Source organism: Imperialibacter roseus, from assembly GCF_032999765.1.
In the GTDB taxonomy this organism is placed as follows: domain Bacteria; phylum Bacteroidota; class Bacteroidia; order Cytophagales; family Cyclobacteriaceae; genus Imperialibacter; species Imperialibacter roseus.
In genome coordinates, this window is sequence record NZ_CP136051.1 from 5,496,543 (window position 1) to 5,512,495 (window position 15,953).

15 protein-coding genes and 2 tRNA genes are annotated in these 15,953 nt (G+C 48.7%); 14 read left to right on the forward strand and 3 right to left on the reverse strand.

Features of this window, described 5'->3' with window-relative positions:
• Positions 1-11: 11 nt before the first annotated feature.
• Positions 12-470: a rhodanese-like domain-containing protein gene (locus tag RT717_RS23230; protein WP_317488734.1), complete on the reverse strand. Its 459-nt coding sequence runs from the start codon at positions 468-470 to the stop codon at positions 12-14.
• A 115-nt stretch (positions 471-585) separates the two neighbouring features.
• Positions 586-1,386 (reverse strand): sulfite exporter TauE/SafE family protein, encoded by an 801-nt coding sequence (locus RT717_RS23235; protein WP_317488735.1) that lies wholly within the window; start codon positions 1,384-1,386, stop codon positions 586-588.
• Between the two features lie 216 nt (positions 1,387-1,602).
• On the opposite strand from RT717_RS23235, the gene RT717_RS23240 reads away from it, so the two are divergent.
• The 14 genes from RT717_RS23240 (at position 1,603) to RT717_RS23305 (ending at position 13,280) form a co-directional block, all read left to right on the forward strand.
• The gene (locus tag RT717_RS23240) at positions 1,603-2,496 is read left to right on the forward strand and encodes a DUF542 domain-containing protein (RefSeq protein WP_317488736.1); all 894 of its coding nucleotides are present in this window, start codon (positions 1,603-1,605) and stop codon (positions 2,494-2,496) included.
• A 64-nt stretch (positions 2,497-2,560) separates the two neighbouring features.
• Entirely contained in the window at positions 2,561-3,154 is a 594-nt protein-coding gene (locus RT717_RS23245) for a Crp/Fnr family transcriptional regulator (protein WP_317488737.1), read from the forward strand.
• A gap of 233 nt (positions 3,155-3,387) precedes the next feature.
• Positions 3,388-3,864, forward strand: coding sequence for a c-type cytochrome (locus tag RT717_RS23250; RefSeq protein WP_317488738.1), 477 nt, complete (start codon positions 3,388-3,390; stop codon positions 3,862-3,864).
• A 7-nt stretch (positions 3,865-3,871) separates the two neighbouring features.
• Positions 3,872-4,438 carry a fasciclin domain-containing protein gene (locus RT717_RS23255; RefSeq protein ID WP_317488739.1) on the forward strand — a complete coding sequence of 189 codons (567 nt, stop codon included), beginning with the start codon at positions 3,872-3,874 and terminating at the stop codon, positions 4,436-4,438.
• A gap of 18 nt (positions 4,439-4,456) precedes the next feature.
• Positions 4,457-6,412 (forward strand): Sec-dependent nitrous-oxide reductase, encoded by a 1,956-nt coding sequence (nosZ, locus tag RT717_RS23260; protein WP_317488740.1) that lies wholly within the window; start codon positions 4,457-4,459, stop codon positions 6,410-6,412.
• Positions 6,413-6,482: 70 nt separating this feature from the next.
• On the forward strand, positions 6,483-7,538 hold the full coding sequence (locus RT717_RS23265) for a nitrous oxide reductase accessory protein NosL (protein ID WP_317488741.1): 1,056 nt from the start codon (positions 6,483-6,485) through the stop codon (positions 7,536-7,538).
• Complete coding sequence (locus tag RT717_RS23270) at positions 7,535-8,800, forward strand: nitrous oxide reductase family maturation protein NosD (protein WP_317488742.1); 1,266 nt, start codon at positions 7,535-7,537, stop codon at positions 8,798-8,800. The genes RT717_RS23265 and RT717_RS23270 overlap by 4 nt, the downstream gene beginning before the upstream one ends.
• Complete coding sequence (locus RT717_RS23275; RefSeq protein WP_317488743.1) at positions 8,775-9,500, forward strand: ABC transporter ATP-binding protein; 726 nt, start codon at positions 8,775-8,777, stop codon at positions 9,498-9,500. The genes RT717_RS23270 and RT717_RS23275 overlap by 26 nt, the downstream gene beginning before the upstream one ends.
• An 11-nt stretch (positions 9,501-9,511) precedes the next feature.
• Entirely contained in the window at positions 9,512-10,294 is a 783-nt protein-coding gene (locus RT717_RS23280; RefSeq protein ID WP_317488744.1) for an ABC transporter permease, read from the forward strand.
• A gap of 1 nt (position 10,295) precedes the next feature.
• The gene (locus RT717_RS23285) at positions 10,296-11,357 is read left to right on the forward strand and encodes a hypothetical protein (RefSeq protein WP_317488745.1); all 1,062 of its coding nucleotides are present in this window, start codon (positions 10,296-10,298) and stop codon (positions 11,355-11,357) included.
• The gene (locus RT717_RS23290; RefSeq protein ID WP_317488746.1) at positions 11,344-12,567 is read left to right on the forward strand and encodes a hypothetical protein; all 1,224 of its coding nucleotides are present in this window, start codon (positions 11,344-11,346) and stop codon (positions 12,565-12,567) included. The genes RT717_RS23285 and RT717_RS23290 overlap by 14 nt, the downstream gene beginning before the upstream one ends.
• Positions 12,568-12,680: 113 nt before the next feature.
• Positions 12,681-12,756, forward strand: a tRNA-Gly gene (locus tag RT717_RS23295).
• Positions 12,757-12,805: 49 nt separating this feature from the next.
• Positions 12,806-13,171 carry a four helix bundle protein gene (locus RT717_RS23300; RefSeq protein ID WP_317488747.1) on the forward strand — a complete coding sequence of 122 codons (366 nt, stop codon included), beginning with the start codon at positions 12,806-12,808 and terminating at the stop codon, positions 13,169-13,171.
• Positions 13,172-13,194: 23 nt separating this feature from the next.
• Positions 13,195-13,280 (forward strand) — tRNA-Leu (locus tag RT717_RS23305).
• A 54-nt stretch (positions 13,281-13,334) separates the two neighbouring features.
• On the opposite strand, the gene mutS is transcribed toward RT717_RS23305, so the two are convergent.
• Positions 13,335-15,953: a DNA mismatch repair protein MutS gene (mutS, locus tag RT717_RS23310; protein WP_317488748.1), complete on the reverse strand. Its 2,619-nt coding sequence runs from the start codon at positions 15,951-15,953 to the stop codon at positions 13,335-13,337.

Genomic DNA, 15,953 nt, shown 5'->3' on the forward strand with positions numbered 1-15,953 from the left:
TTAACTAACTACTACTGCTTTTCGGTGGCAAGTCCACTGGCGTTCCATGAAATTATTCCGCCTTCCAGCTCGAAAATTTGCTTGAAGCCCAACTCTTGAAATACTTTGGCTGCCCTGGCGCTCCTGCCTCCTACCTTACAGTAAACTGCAACCGGCTTATTCGGGTCAAGCTTAGCGGCCATCTCCTCAAAATTGACGGTGTTGTAATCGATATTTATTGCATTGGGTATTTTGCCGGTAGCTACCTCCCCCGCTGTTCTCACATCTACAAGCTGAACTTCGGCTTCCTTCACTTTCTCAGCAAAGTCTGGCGCATTAAGCTGAACAATTTTTGCGGATGTCTGACCTGCTGGCTTGGTAACCACTTCCGAGGCAGCCTCCTTCTCAGTGGAAGACGAGCTGCATGCTGTGCCTATGGCTGAAACAAAAAGAAAAGCTAGCGATGCAACAATGTTTGTACTGGTTTTCATATCTCTTTTTTAAAATTGATCTGTTTATTGGTAACACATGTAAATGTAACAAAGTTGAGATTTTCGAAGAGGCTTCTCTCGAACTTAGAAGAAGTAGCTTCGCCAGGGTGTATCATCAGAATATAAGTTCTTTGGTAAGGATAAAAACAGCCATAACAAGCACGAAATAGCCAAAACCTTTTTTTAGCGCTGTCCCTGATATGAAGCGGGAAAGATACTCTCCCAGAAAAAGCCCTCCAATAGACAAACTGGTAAATATCAGCATAAATGGCCAATCGATTGGCTGGGTTCCCAGGTCACCAGTGAATCCGATCAGCGATTTGGCAGCAATGATCAGCAACGAAGTGCCGACTGCCAACTTCATTGGGATATGGGCCAGCAGCACAAGTGCAGGAATGATAAGAAAGCCGCCGCCTGCCCCTACCAGGCCCGTTAACGCCCCCACCACCAGGCCTTCCAAAGCAATCATCGGGTAATTATAGGATAGCTCCTCTTCTATCGTCTTGTTTTCCTTCTTGTCTCTGATCATCGACCAGGCAGCCACCAGCATAATGACGGCAAACAGCACCATTATTGCCAAGTCCTTTGTTACCGGAAATCCCCCCAAAGAGAAAACCGGATCCGGGATGGCAGGAATGACGAATTTTCTGGTGACAAAGACAGAAATGAAGGAAGGAATGGCGAATATGACAGCCGTTTTAAGACTTACCAACCCTTTTCTAAGAAAGTTGACCGACCCTACCAGGGCAGTGCTGCCGACCACAAACAAAGAGTAGGCTGTCGCCAGCACTGGGTCGATGTGAATCATGTAAACCAGCACCGGCACGGTTAGAATGGAGCCCCCTCCTCCAATTAGCCCCAGGCTAACCCCTATAAGTATTGATGCTGCAAACCCCAAAATTTCGATAACCGGCATACTGTGTGACTCTTACTGTGACATTGTCTGAACACAAAAGTCTGAATAACAAAGGCGGCCGTCAGTGACTTAGATCACGCAGTCAGAAATTATGATGCACCTAGCAAATCACATCAAAAAAAAGTGACAATCTTACCCCCAGTATGACTCAAGTCATAAAATAGTAGCCTTTGATGTCACCACATTTGACCATCAATAGTCAAAATCCAAAAACTTATGGAATCTCCCATACGCATCGATGTTTCCCTTTTGCCCCCTGCAACCCGCCACGATACCATTTTCAAAGCCTATGAAAGCCTTGACGAAGGGCAGTCGCTGGTGCTTGCCATCGACCACGATCCTCAGCCACTTTTTTACGAATTCAGCCACAAGTATCCTAAAAGCTTTGGCTGGGACTACCTTGATAAAGGGCCTGAAAAATGGCGGGTACTCATAACCCGCCAACAGTCGATCACCGACAGAATAGTGGCTGACCTGGTCATGGAAGACCTCAGCCTGGGCAAAGTCTTCGACGCCTACGGCATAGATTTTTGCTGCCACGGCGATATTTCTCTCGAAGAGGCCTGTCGCTGCCAAAAATTGGATATCAACGAGGTGCTGGTGGCCATGAAAAAAAAGAGCGGGCCTGGTGCTTTTTGGCAGCCACATTTTGAGGAATGGTCGGTGTCTTTACTCATTCAGTACATCCTTGAAAATCACCACAGCTGGGAAAGGCATACACTTTCCGACATCGAGGATCTCACTATCAAAGTGGCGGATCACCATGGAGCGGACTTTCCGAATCTAAAAAAGGTAAAAGAGTTAGTCGGCCACCTTAAATACGCCATCATTGATCACTTCTTTGAGGAAGAGAATGAGCTCTTTCCAATGATTTTGAAGGGCTCAAAAAGTGTTGAGTTGCTCAAAGAAATCGAGAAGATGAAGGTGGAGCACGCCGAAGTGGGTGCCATACTCACGGACCTCACCCTGCTGACCAACAATTTCCAGCCTCCCCAGCAAGCATGTAGTTCATTTCGGCTGCTCTACTCAAAGCTGGGAGAGTTCAAACAGGATATTCTTCAGCATATTCATTTGGAAAACACGCTGCTCGTCGCCAAAGCTGTAGCATGACAATAATTCACAGCTGGTAAGGTTGTGTTAAAATACAAAGCACAAATCTTACTAAATTGGCACCATGTCAATGATTCCTGAAGAGTTGCTTACGACGTTTGGTGCGAGAAAAGTTAAGCTCAACAAAGACGAGTTTCTGTTTGCAAAAGACACCGAGGCGCATTTTTATTATCAGGTTTCGATCGGCACAATCAAAATGGTTAACTACAACTACGATGGCCAGGAGTTTATTCTAGGCATGTTTAAGGCTGGGCAAAGCTTTGGTGAACCTCCCATTTTCGGCCACTTTCCCTACCCGGCCAATGCTGTGGCTGTGGAAGATTGTGAAATATGCAAGCTGCCCAAAGACAACTTCTTCAGGCTTTTGGAAGCCAATTTTGATATCCATCGCAAATTCAACTACGAGCTTTCCAACAGGCTGCGCTACAAGGGAATGATTTTATCAGAGGTATCTTCCTACCCGCCGGAGCATCGCATTCTTACGCTCGTCAACTATTTGAAGGCGATGATGCCCAACCAGGATCTTTTCACTGTGCCATACACAAGGCAGCAGCTAGCCGACATGACAGGGCTGCGGGTAGAAACGGTGATCCGCACCATCAAAAAAATGGAGCAGGAGGGCAAAATTAAGCTCAAAAGCCACAAAATAGTTGTCTAATACCATTTGCACTGAAAACCGCCGCCGCAGTAGGTTCAGCGGACTGAATTTGCCTTTCTCAAGGGCCAATATCTCTCGTTTTTCCGGCCTTGTCCCTCAACGAAATCCATTCTAACTATCAATTTTTCAGGTAGTTAAAATTTTATGGAAAATCATGCTACTATATGATTTAGATCATAAAATGGGTGGGCAGGCTCAGTCTACCTTTACACTATCAAACAAAATAGTGTATCATGAAAAAGTATTTTTTGAAAGCGTTCATATTCGCATTGCCCCTATCGATCATCCTCGCTAGCTGCGGAGAAACCAAAAAGAAAGACATCTCAGATTTCCAGGCAAAGCCAACAGAACAAGAAACCGCTAAAGCCTCAGACCCTCTGAAGAATAAAGGAGTAGGGCCTGTAAAAAGCGTTACGCTGGGAGAAATTGACCAGGCACTTGCAGATGCAGGCAAGGCCATTTTCGACGCCAACTGTACTGCCTGCCACAAGGTCGACAAAAAATTCATTGGCCCATCCCCAAAAGACATCCTTAGCCGAAGATCTCCCGAATGGGTAATGAATATGATTCTCAACCCTGAGGTGATGATTCAGGAGGATCCGATTGCTAAGCAATTGCTGGCAGAAGCCAACGGAGCACCTATGGCCAACCAAAACCTCACAGAGGAACAAGCCAGGCAGGTACTTGAGTACTTCCGAACCCTTAAATAATCACTCTATGAAAACACCCTTGAAATTTCTAGCCTTTGGCCTGATCACGCTCGTCGTGGCGAGCTGTTCGACGCCAACCAATAAGACCGAAGAGGCCGGTGCAGTAGCTGACGCAACGCCAAAAGGACAAGCTTCAGTGGTCGACGATGAATCTGCCAAGAACATCCTGCAAGTAGCCGCTTCATCGCCCGACCATACCACACTTGTGGCGGCTGTCACCGCTGCTCAAATAGAGCATGTGCTGGTTAACGCAGGCCCACTTACCGTTTTTGCCCCCAATAATGCTGCCTTTGAAAAATTGCCAGCCGGGACTGTCGAAAATCTGCTAAAACCAGAGAACAAAGCACAGTTGGCTACGATTCTGACGAGGCACGCAGCACCAGGTTCCTACGATGTGGCAGCGCTGAAAAAAATGGTAGCGAAAGGCCGCACGCTGTACATGGCCACCGGAGATTATCTTGAAGTAACCGTGGATGGAGACGACGTGCTGATCAACGGGTGTAAAATCATTGGAACAATAAATACATCAAACGGAATAATCAATGTGGTGGATCAGGTGATCCTGCCAAAATAACCTATGAACGTAAAAACTATGAAAAAGCAACATATTATAAATAAGCTGTTTGCTCTGGTCGTTTTGGCCGGGGTTGTTACTTCGTGTGGCAGCAGCGAGAATTCAAAAGGAGCGCTGGGCAGCGACGTTGCCTCTCAGGCATATGTCACGCCAGGCGAACACGATGACTTTTACGCCTTTATGTCAGGCGGGTTCAGTGGACAAATATCCGTTTACGGCTTGCCTTCGGGCCGTTTGTTCAGGGTGATCCCGGTGTTTTCGCAGGATCCTGAAAAAGGATATGGCTACAACGAGGAAACCAAACCTATGCTCGAAACTTCGTTTGGCTTTGTGCCCTGGGATGATGCTCACCACCCCGAGCTATCTCAAACTAACGGTGTTCCCGATGGCCGGTGGATCTTTATCAACGGCAACAACACACCACGTATCGCACGAATTGATCTTAAAACATTCGAAACCGCCGAGATCATAGAGATACCGAACAGCGGTGGTAACCACAGTTCTCCATTCACAACAGAGAACTCAGAATATATTGTGGCCGGCACCCGATTCAGTGTGCCTTTTCCCCAGAAAGACGTAGCCATCGACACCTACAAAGAAAACTTCAAAGGCACCCTCAGCTTTATCAGTGTAGCCGAAGATGGTGACATGGACGTGGCCTTTCAAGTGCTGCTGCCTGGCTATGACTACGACCTTGCTCATGCGGGCAAAGGCAAGTCACATGGCTGGATGTTCTTCACTTCCTATAACACGGAAGAGGAGCATACACTTTTGGAAGTCAACGCTTCACAAAGAGACAAGGACTATATAGCCGCTATCAACTGGAAAAAAGCTGAAGAGTATATGGCTCAGGGCAAATTTAAAGAAATGCCTGCCAGCTATGTGGATAACCACTATGACGAAAGCAAGCAAATGGCCTTCTCAGAAACAAGGAACACTGTAAAAGTGCTGATCCCTTCAGAGTGCCCTGGCCTGGTGTATTTCCTTCCCACGCCAAAATCACCACACGGTGTAGACGTTGACCCCACCGGAGAATTCATCGTAGGCAATGGCAAGCTTTCCAGCGACATGAGTATTCACTCGTTTGATAAAATGATCAAGGCGATTGAAGGTGAGAAATTCGAAACTACTATCGACGGCATTCCCATCCTTCAGTACGAAGAAGTGTTGAGCGGCATTGTGGCTCAACCAGGTCTGGGGCCATTACACACCGAGTTCGACGGAAAAGGCAACGCCTATACATCGTTTTTTATCTCATCGGAGATTGTAAAGTGGAACCTGGAAACAAAGGAAGTGCTTGACAGAGTGCCAGCCTACTACTCTATCGGTCACTTGATGATCCCCGGTGGCGACTCCAAAAAGCCCTGGGGAAAATATGTGGTGGCTCTTAACAAGATCACAAAAGACCGGTTTCTGCCCACTGGCCCTGAGTTGACACAATCAGCTCAACTTTACGATATCTCGGGCGAAAAGATGAAACTGATTCTTGATTTCCCAACGATTGGCGAGCCGCACTATGCGCAAGGCATCGCCGCCGAGCTCATTGCACCCAATTCGCTGAAGTACTATAAGCTGGAAGACAATAACCACCCCCACGCTATGAAGTCACCCAACGACTCACGTATAGTGAGAGACGGAAATGTGGTTCGGGTGTATATGGGTGCTATCAGAAGTCACTTTACTGTTGACAACCTGGAAGGGATCAAAGTAGGTGACAAGGTCTACTTCCACGTGACCAACCTTGAGCAAGACTGGGACGTCCCTCACGGCTTTAGCGTGATGGGTGCCAATAATGCAGAATTGTTGATCATGCCCGGCCAAACCGAGACCCTACTCTGGGAACCACAACGGGAAGGGGTTTACCCTTTCTACTGCACCGACTTCTGTTCCGCCCTTCACCAGGAGATGCAGGGCTATGCCCGGGTATCGGCCAAAGGCGCCACCACCGAGCTCAAGTGGAGCTTAGACGAATAAACTCATACCTTTTCGGTCGTTCTTCCTGATTCACAGGAAGAGCGACTGCGAGGGTTAACCCCTTTCGATTATGAAAGTTAAATTCAATTACCTTTTCTTGCTGGCCATACTTTTGCCGCTTGCATTGTTTGCTTTTCCGCTATGGAAAATCACGCTACAAGCTCCCCAATACCCTGACGGTATTTCTATGTATATCTGGATCAATCAGATAACAGGGGACTCGCCCAGCACATTGCAAAATATCAACATCCTCAACCACTACGTGGGCATGCAATTCATCGTACCCGACTCAATTCCTGAGCTGAAATATTTCCCCTGGATTGTAGGTGGCATGTCGCTTTTGGGGCTGCTGTTCTTCCAGATAAAAAAGAAATCACTCTACCTCACCTGGGCCATGATTATGATTGTCCTTGGAGGCCTCGGTGTCTACGACTTCTACCTCTGGGAATACGACTATGGGCACAATCTCAGCCCTAAGGCACCCATCAAAGTACCCGGCATGGCTTATCAGCCACCTGTAATTGGCTCGAAAATGCTGCTGAATTTTAAGGCTGACTCCTGGCCGTCAACAGGTGGCTACTTCCTTGGAGCAGGCATAGCACTTGCTCTCCTGGCATTTTGGCTTGAGAAGAAGAAAGCTAGCAAAACAGCAGTGCTTGAAAAGGCCATGGCAATGATCGCTCTTATAACCATTTTTGGCCTCACGTCCTGCTCGATAACTCCACGCCCCCTTGCTCTGGGCAGCGACCATTGTCATCATTGCAAAATGAAGATCGTACAGCCACAATATGGAGCTGAGCTGGTTTCCAGCACTGGCAAAATCTATACCTTCGACGCTGTGGAGTGCCTTGTGCAATATGCAGACGAAAACAAGATAAGTGCTGAGAATATAGCCTTTGAAATGGTGGTGCCCTACGACCAGCCAGGCACACTTATGGATGCGGCCAAATGCGTTTTCATCAGAAGTGCCAAGCTACCAAGCCCTATGGGCATGTACATCACAGCGTTGAGCTCCAAGTCCAAAATTGAGCCCATTATTGACGGATACGATGGAGAAATATATACTTGGGAGAAACTTCAATCAGGCATAGACAACCTGCCTGGCATTACCGCCCAGCTCCCATGAGGTTTCCTAGTCGTTTCATCATCCCATTTTTAGTTATCGCCACCTTTCAGGCCTTGGGTGCAGTGCCCGACACCCTGGAGGTGGGAAAAAAATACGCTTCAATCAAGCAGGCGCTGGCCGCAGCAGCATCAGGAGACGTAATAAAGGTGTTTCCTGGTGTGTACTTTGAAAACGAGGTGATCATTGACAAGCCATGCACCCTGTTGGGTGTGGGCTACCCCATTCTTGATGCCGGTCTTAAGAACGATGCGATCATTATCAGGGCGGATTCCGTCAGTATCATAGGCTTTCATATCCGAAACGTGGCCACCAACTATGTGAGAGACCTGGCGGCCATTCACGTGGAAGAAGCCCGGCACTTCAACATTCAGGACAACAAACTTGAAAACACCTTCTTTGGTATTTACCTGCAAAAGAGTCGGGACGGCAGGGTCGCCGGAAACTCCATCATCGGGCAGGCAGTGGTTGAAGCCAGCTCAGGCAATGCCATCCACCTTTGGTATTGCAAAAATGTAGACGTAAGTAACAACGAAGCCCGCCACCACAGGGATGGTATCTATCTGGAGTTTTCCGATAGCATCCGTATAGTGCGCAATGTGAGCCAGGACAACCTGCGGTATGGCCTCCACTTTATGTTCTCAAATTACAATGATTACCTCGAAAACACCTTTCAGTCTAACGGTGCCGGAGTAGCGGTTATGTTTTCCTCTCAGATTGTGATGAAGCGAAACAGGTTTATCGACAATTGGGGCAGTGCTTCTTATGGCATACTGCTCAAGGAAATTAAAGACGGGCTGATCAGCAACAACCTTTTTCAGGGCAACACCATCGGTATCTATGGAGAAAGCTCTGACAGAATGACCATCAGCCAAAACGATTTTACTGAGAACGGATATGCACTGCGAATACTCGGGAGCTGCAGAGACAACATTATTACCGAGAACAATTTTATAGACAATACCTTTGACGTAGGCACCAACGCCACCAGACAGTACAACCAATACACAAGAAACTACTGGTCGGAGTATACTGGTTACGACCTCGACAAAAATGGCGTGGGCGATGTGCCCTACCGGCCTGTGAAGCTTTTCTCTTTTGTAGTAGAAAAGGTGCCACAAGCCATTGTGCTCCTTCGAAGTCTTTTTGTTGATCTCATGAATTTCACTGAAAAAGTGACGCCGGTGTTCACGCCGCAAAACCTGTTCGACGATCAGCCACTTATGAAACCTCATCCCCATGATCAATATTCAACATCTTCATAAGTCCTTTGGCAAACTGGAAGTGCTGAAGGACGTCCAACTGGAAATTCTTCCCGGAAAGGTAACCGCTGTGTTAGGACCCAACGGCTCTGGAAAAACCACCCTGATGAAAAGCATTCTGGGTATGACCCTACCTGATAAAGGAACTATCGAGGTAAGAGGCGAGCCTACCCGCCATGCATGGAACTACAGGAAACACCTGAGCTATGTGCCACAAATTGCACAGTTTCCCTCTAACCTCACAGTGCAGGAGCTGCTACAAATGATCAAAGAAGTGCGGCAGGAGCCCGCCAACGAGGGTTCCTTGGTCGACCGGCTTTCTCTTCAGCAGTTTCTCGACAAAAAGCTCGGGACGCTCAGTGGTGGCACCCGGCAAAAAGTGAACCTGGTACTTGCCCTCATGTTCGATGCGCCCATTGTGCTGATGGACGAGCCTACTGCGGGGCTTGACCCCGTAGCGTTGCTGGCACTGAAGCGACTGATACAGGACATGCGCAAGGCAGGAAAGTGCATCTTGGTCACCACGCATATCATGCCACTCGTGGAAGAACTGGCTGACGAAATCGTGTTCCTGCTAGATGGCAAGGTGTACTTCCAGGGAAGCCTGAGCGAGCTGTTTTCACTTACTGAAAAGAACACACTGGAAGAAGCCATCGCTCATTTTCTCATTCAACGGAAGGACAGAACGTCCGTCAACGCTTAATAAAAATCGCCATGTGGAAAATATTCAAATACAGCTTTTTTGACCTCCTGCGCAGCCGGTGGACCTACTTCTATTTCCTGTTTTTTATGATTGTTACCGCTGGTCTCCTGCATTTAAGCGGGCAGGTGGCAGCAGCCATTACGAGCCTGCTCAATATTGTGGTGGTGCTTATTCCACTCATCAGTACATTGTACGGTATCGTCTACTTTTACAACTCCTCAGAATTTACCGAGCTGCTTCTTGCCCAACCTGTAAGGCGACGCTCGATTTTCCTGGGACAGTACCTGGGCCTATTCACGTCGCTCGCCGCCAGCTTCCTGCTTGGTATTTTGATTCCAGCCATATTTCTGGGCCACTTTGAGGTCAGGCTCTGGCTTGATTTGTTCTACCTGCTTGGCATCGGAACGCTGCTCACAGCCATATTTACGGCCATCGCCTTTCTCATTGCCCTCAGGCAAACCAATCGCATGAAAGGATTTGCCATAGCCATCCTTACCTGGTTGTTCCTGGCCGTGCTGTACGACGGTCTGTTTATTATCTTTCTGCTCTTTTTTGAAGACTATCCACTGGAAAAATTCTCCCTGATCGCTACCGTGCTCAATCCAATCGACCTGTCACGAACCTCCCTGCTGCTGAAATTGGATATGGCAGCGCTGATGGGGTATACCGGAGCAGTATTCAATAAGTTTTTCGGCACGTCCATGGGTATGCTGGTATCCATCTCAGCACTGGTTCTGTGGGTAGTGGGCCCTTTGCTTGGTTTTCTGAGAGTGGCTGCCCGCAAAGACTTCTAGTATGAAATCAAAGCTCCCCTTCTTTGCGTTGGCGCTTATCGGGCTGCTGTCGGGAATTTGGGCTGGCTTAATCAGAATCGGCTTCAACCTGCCTGCTGTTGACCTGGCGACACTACACGGGCCGCTCATGGTGGGTGGCTTTGTGGGCACCCTGATTGGGGTAGAAAGAAGTCTGCTCACCGGCAATGGCAAATGGTGGCTCATTCCTGCGTTCTCGGGTGCGGCGGTCATTGCCTGGCTCCTCGGCTTTCAGCAGGTGGCTCCCTATTGCCTGGTGGCTGCTTCCGCATTGCTGGTTTTGCTGCAGGCTATTCACCTGCTGTCGTCCCGGCTCACGTGGGTCAGTATTGTCCAGCTTTGCGGTGCCCTGTGCTTTGCCGGTGGCAATATTCGCTTGTTGTACAATCCGCTAATGCCTGCTATCATCCCTTTCTGGATGGGCTTTGTACTTTGCTTCATCTTGGCCACCCGGCTCTCGGAAAACTCAGCAAAAAACATGTTCACGGGAAGCGTGATCAAGTTGGGGCTGATCCTGTTTATTGCCAGCCTGATGATTCCATTTCACCTTGGTGGCTACTATCTCACGGGAGCAGGTCTGATTTTAATTGCATCTGGCATGTTTTTCATCGAGATCCAAACAGATCAGGGCATGGGCTGGAGCTACGAAAAGTATTCGTTCATTGCCATCATGCTAGGCTGGTTTTGGCTGCTCACATCCGGCGTTGGTGTTATTCTGTGGAAGGAGCACATTTACGGCTACGATGCCACCACGCATTCGTTCTTTGTCGGCTTCCTTTTCTCCATGGTATTTATTCATGCCCTGGCCAAGGCTTCCTACCTTGCAGGCCTGGGCGCCCCTCCTTTTCACCCAGTGCTTTTTGTCTGGCTTATCCTCCTGTCTGCCTCTCTGTTGCTAAGGGTCTTCGCAGTCGATATTCTGCTTCTCACGACCGTAAAAAAATGGAGTGGTCTGCTCAATGCCATTAGCATACTGGGTTTTCTGTTGACCCTTATTAGTTTTACATTGATCAGAAAATATCGTTCTGCTCATGAGTCGGTTTGATCCTGGCAAGTTTGCCCGTTTCCCTTTACTATATCTCGTCGCCTTATCCGCCCTTGGGCTGCTACTTCGCTGGCAAATGGTAAGCCCGCTGCCCATCAACTACAGGTATTTTGTGCATGCCCACTCCCACACTGCCTTCATGGGGTGGGTATACAATGCGCTGTTTCTTCTCATGCTCCAACATTTTGTGGCCAAAGAAAACAATGGCAAACTGTTCCGGGGCTGCTTTATCGCCCTGCAGATAGGCGTGCTGGGCATGCTGGGCAGCTTTCCCTTTCAGGGCTATGGCCCCGTGGCAATTGCCTTCAGCACGCTCCACATGGCAGTGACCATCGCCATTGCCGTATCAATATTCAAAGTGATAAGGGACGATAGCAGCCTTGCAGCAAGCTTTTTGCGCTGGGCACTGGTGTATGAGCTTATTTCGGGTGTCGGGCCACTGATGCTGGGCCCGCTTTCGGCCATGGGCTTAAAAGACAGCTCGTTCTACTCACTATCCATCTACTTTTTTATGCACTTCCAGTTCAATGGCTGGTTTGTGCTTGCCTGCCTGGCCATGCTATTCAGGCTGCTGGAAAGAAGCGGCTGGAGCCTTGCCGACACTGAGAGGAAATGGCTCAAATACACCCTGCTGTACACTGTTGGGCCAGCCTATGTCATGAGCGCCTTGTGGACCGATCTGGGCGACTGGAAATATCTGTTGGCGATGGCTACCGGTGTCTTACAAATAGTCGGTGTCCTGCTATTGCTTAGGTTTGTTTGGAAGCACCTGAAGCAAAATTTACCAGTGCCCTGGGCCAGAAAGTGCCTTCAGTTAGGCATTACGCTACTCACCGTGAAATACTTTTTGCAACTGGCAGGCAGCATTCCCGGTATCGATAGCTGGGTGATGGCAAACAATGGGATCATCATTGCCTTTATCCACTTGATTTTTATTGGCGTGGTTAGCTTTATGCTGCTGGGATTCTACATTTTAGGGGGCTGGTTGCACCTCAATGCCATGTCAAAAACCGGAATATTGGTCTTCTTTGGTGGTTTTGCCATCACCGAAATAGCACTTGCTGCACTACCTTCTTTTTCGTTGGTGGGGCTTTCTGCTCATTTTTCCTATTTTGAAACACTGGTGGTGGCAGCCGCCATGCTGTTGATCGGCAGTGTGTTAATGGCATTGGAAGTCAAACGGTTACAGGCTCAGCAGGCAATATTTTAAAAGTTGCCTGGTAGCAGCTGAATAAAATGTGTGAAAAATTTCACTCAGAATATTGCAGAATCATTCCCGCTCATTATTTTTGCAATCCGTTTCCGAAAGGAGCCGGGTCAAAAGCGAAAGTAGCTCAGTTGGTAGAGCACGACCTTGCCAAGGTCGGGGTCGCGGGTTCGAATCCCGTCTTTCGCTCCAAATCATTCTTTGATTTATTGATTTTGTTATTTGTTGATTTCCCTTCACGATGACCTCGGAAGAGTTAAAGGATCGAACATTTAAGTTCTCTCTATCCATTTTGGCTGTTTTCCGACAGCTAAAATCCACAGATGAAGGGAGGATCATTGGCAGACAACTTCTTCGTTCTTCAAGCTCTGTTGCTGCTAACTACCGGGCAGCCTGTAGAGCAAGATCAAAACCTGAATTTTACGCCAAGCTTAATATCGTTTTAGAAGAGGCTGATGAAAGTCTTTTTTGGCTGGAATACGCCCGGGAGGGTGGCATTCTGGAAAAAGAGTTGTTATCACCTTATATTTCTGAAAGCCTCGAGCTGGTAAAGATTTTTTCAGCTTCCAGAAGCAAGATGAGGCAGGACAAATCACAAAATCAATAAATACTAAAATCTTTCAATGCCCTGCCGGGATGGTGGAACTGGTAGACACGCAGGACTTAAAATCCTGTGACCCTTAAAGGTCGTGCGGGTTCGATCCCCGCTCCTGGTACTTGACGCCGAGCTGCAAAGTTCGGCGTTTTGGTTTTTGTGTGATCTGAAAACCCTACTTCCCCTTCAACGTCGTAATCACCTCATTCAGTTTCAACAAAGCCTCTACCGGCGAAACGGTGTTGATGTCGATCTTCCCCAGCAGCTCCCTCACTTTCTCAAACTTGGGGTCGGCTTCGAACAGAGCCAGCTGAAAGTTGGACTTCGGCATGGATTCCAGGATGTCGGCCGTTTCGTCCCTGATCTTGTCTTTCTCCAGGTTGTGCATGATCTCGTTGGAGCGGATCACCACAGTGTTGGGCATGCCGGCCATTTGCGCCACGTGGATACCGAAGCTGTGGTGGCTGCCGCCTTCCTGCAGCTTCCTCAGGAAGATCACCCGGTTGTCGAGCTCTTTCACCGACACATTGAAGTTCTTCACCCTTGGCAGGTCGTTCGCCAGCTGGTTGAGCTCATGATAGTGAGTAGCAAACAGCGTTTTGGCCTTGAACTTGGGGTGGTTGTGCAGATACTCCACAATCGACCAGGCAATGGAAATACCATCGTAGGTACTCGTGCCCCGGCCTATTTCATCCATCAATATCAGGCTGTCGCCACTCAGGTTGTTCAGAATGCTGGCCGTTTCGGTCATCTCCACCATAAAGGTAGACTCCCCACGGCTCAGGTTGTCAGAAGCACCCACCCTTGTAAAGACTTTGTCGACCAACCCCACATGCGCATAGGTTGCTGGTACAAAGCAGCCCATCTGTGCCATGAGCACCACCAGCGCCGTTTGCCTCAACAGGGCCGACTTACCAGCCATGTTTGGTCCGGTAATGACCATCACCTGCTGCGACTGGTCGTCGAGGTAGACATCGTTGGGCACATAGATTTCACCCACCGGCAGCTGGCTCTCAATCACCGGGTGGCGGCCCTCTTTGATGTCAATAATTCTATCGTCGCTAATGACCGGCTTGGCGTAGCGGTTCTTTTTTGAAATGGTGGCGAACGATGCCAGGCAGTCGATGCGGGCAAGCACCCGTGCATTCTGCTGAATGGCCTCCACGTAGTCGCAGGCAAACTGCACCAGCTCCAGGTACAGCCGCTGTTCTATCACCGACATTTTTTCTTCGGCCGTCAGAATTCTGTCCTCATATTCCTTGAGCTCCGGCGTAATGTACCGCTCTGCATTTACCAGCGTCTGCTTACGGATCCACTCCACAGGCACCTTGTCTTTGTGCGCATGCGTCACCTCCAGGTAGTAGCCAAACACCTTATTAAAAGCGATCTTTAAGGAGCTGATCCCTGTCGCTTCCACTTCTCTTTGCTGAATTTGCAGGAGCACATCTTTTCCGTGAAAGGCTATGTTTCGCAGCTCGTCCAGCTCCTCATGCACGCCTTCTTTTATCACTTGCCCCTGGGCAATGGAAAGCGGAGGCTCGTCTTTCAGCTCCTTTTCAATTTTCTCAAGCAGCAACTCACAAGGGTTGAGCACATCACCCAATCTTTTGAGTGAGGGCGATTCCGATTCCAGCAGCAACTCCTTCAGCGGCCCTATGTGCTTCAGGGCTTTCTTTAATTGCATGAACTCTCTGGGGTTCACCCGGCCAACAGCCACCTTGGAAATCAGCCTTTCCAGATCGCCGATGTTCTTTAGTATGTCTCTCGTCTTCTGTTGTAAGTCCTCGTTTTCATACAACTCCTCCACCACCTGTAGCCTTGCCTCTATTTCGCTCTTGTCTTTCAAAGGCAGCACCAACCACTTGCGCAAAAGCCTGGCTCCCATGGGCGTAAGCGTTTGATCCATTACATGAAACAAAGCCACGCCGTCCGGTTGCTGCGGGTTGATCAGCTCCAGGTTGCGGATGGTGAACTTGTCGAGCCATACAAACTTCTCATCTTCAATCCTGCTGATGGAAGAAATATGGCTGACCTCCCTGTGCTCGGTGTCCTCCAGGTATTGCAGCACAGCGCCGGCAGCCGAAACGGCCAGTGCCAGACCATCGATACCGAAGCCCTTCAGGTTTTTGGTTTTGAAATGCTTGGTGAGTTTCTCGAAGGAATAGTCAGGCCCATACACCCATTCGTCGAGGGCAAAGGTGGTGTTGTAGTCTCTGTACTTTTCCTTGAAAACCGCTTTTTGGTTTTTGGGATAAATCACCTCAGAAGGATCGAATCCCTGCATCAATTTCTCGACCTGCAAGTGTGTGCCCTCTGAGGCCATAAACTCACCCGTCGACAGGTCGAGAAATGCCACTCCTGCTTTCTCTTTGTCAAAATATAGTGAAGCCAGAAAGTTGTTGCTGCGTCTGTCAAGCACATTGTCGTTGAAAGAAAGCCCGGGCGTTACCAACTCAGTTACTCCCCGCTTCACAATGCCCTTCACCATTTTCGGGTCTTCCAGCTGATCACAAATGGCGACCCTATGGCCTGCCCTTACCAGCTTGGGAAGGTAATTGTCGAGGGAATGATGAGGAAAGCCTGCCAGTTCAATATGTGAGGCAGAGCCGTTGGCCCTTTTGGTAAGCACAATGTCGAGGATTTGGCTGGCTGTTACGGCGTCTTCACGAAAGGTCTCGTAGAAATCGCCCACTCTGAAAAGCAAAAGTGCGCCGGGATATTTTGATTTGATGGCATTGTATTGCTTCATCAGCGGGGTTTCCGCCACCTCATTTGTACTTGCTTTTTTAGCCAT